The 1439-nt window shown below is 69.8% G+C and carries 2 protein-coding genes; one reads left to right on the top strand and one right to left on the bottom strand.

The features are described from left to right. Window positions 1-762, bottom strand: a 762-nt coding sequence (locus ABT025_RS39415) for a glycoside hydrolase family 25 protein (RefSeq protein WP_351003650.1), incomplete at its 3' end; no start/stop codon positions are given. A gap of 143 nt (window positions 763-905) precedes the next feature. On the opposite strand from ABT025_RS39415, the gene ABT025_RS39410 reads away from it, so the two are divergent. Beyond that, the coding region (locus tag ABT025_RS39410; RefSeq protein ID WP_351003648.1) for a M23 family metallopeptidase at window positions 906-1439 on the top strand (534 nt) is incomplete at its 3' end.

Below are 1439 nucleotides of genomic sequence, written 5' to 3'. Positions count from 1 at the left end.
GGGCGGCGGGTCGGTCGGCTCGGTGAGGTCGAACGCCCAGGAGCGGGCGAGGTTGAGATCGACCGGAGAGGCGCCACCGACGGACCCCACGGAGGTGTACTGGTGGGCCGCCCAGTCGGGGTAGCGGCCGCCGAGGTCGGGCGCGCCGGGCCAGGTGCCGTCGTTCGGCCCCCAGGAGGCTGCCCACAGATGCGCGCCGGCGGCGATCGTGCGGCTCCAGGTGCCGGACCGCAGCGCGCCGGCGCTGATGTAGAACCAGGGCACGTAACTGCCGACCCGCTCCCGCACGCGGTTGAACCAGGCCGACACATCCGCGTCGTCCCACAGGCGGGTCGAGTCGTCCAGCACCTCGACATCCAGCGCGAGTACGTCGCCGACCCGGTAGTCGTGCAGATGGTCCACGAAGTAGTCGGCGGCAGCGGCGGGGGCGAGGAAGTCCCCCGACAACCAGTAGTGCCCCACCCGCAGTCCGGCGGCGCGGGCTCCGTCGACATGGCCGGGATAGGAGGAGGTGGTGTAGGGGCCCTCACTGAGCTGACACCCTCCGGCCTTGGCGATGACGAAGCGCCGGCCTTCCGCAGCCGCCCGGGCGTAGTCGATGCCCTGCTGGTAGTTCGAGACGTCCACGCCTTCCAGGTCCACCGCCTCGGTGCGGGCAGTGCCGTCGGCGCTCGCGGCATCCGCGGCGCCGGCGGCCAGCACGATTCCGGCCGGGGCCAGCGCCGTCGCCACGGCGCCTCGAATCAACGTTCTCCTGCGCATGTCTCTCCTCCGGTGGGGACGGGGATCCCAGCGCGGACGCACCGGGGACTCTGTCATGCACTTATCAAAATCTATGCGCGTAGGCTACCTTGGCCTCGCATCCCCCCACCAGGTCAAGTCGCGTGATTCACAAGGGAGTTGGCGTGATCGAGAAGCATGGATCCGAAGACGGCCGGGAGATTCAGCCGCGGCTCGAGATAAGCAGGCGCACCCTACTGCGCGGCTCGGTCACCACACTCGGCCTGGCGGCCGGAGGCGTGCTGTTCTCGGGCAACCCCGCTCAGGCCCTGGACATCTACAACCCGTTCAGCGGCTATCAGATCACCGGCACCTGGCAGGACCACCTCGACAGCGGCTCCCTGGGCGGAATCGACTACGGAATGGGAGTCGGCACCTCACTGCCGGCCGCCGGCGCCGGAGTCGTCACGAACATTCCGGACAACGGGACCGGCGGACACACGGTGACCATCACCCACAGCGACGGGTACCGGACGCAGTACATGCACCTGTCGCAGTTCCTGCTGGCCAACGGCACATCGGTCGGCAAGGGGGGAATCGTCGGCCGTTCCGGGGGCGCCGTCGGCGCGCCGGGCTCCGGAAGCTCCACCGGACCGCACGTGCACTGGCACCTGATCACCCCGGGCGGCACCCGCGTCAACCCGCTGAACTACCTCGGT

It is taken from the genome of Streptomyces sp. NPDC002809, from assembly GCF_040295435.1.
GTDB lineage: Bacteria > Actinomycetota > Actinomycetes > Streptomycetales > Streptomycetaceae > Streptomyces.
This window is presented reverse-complemented; position numbering and strand designations above follow the sequence as displayed.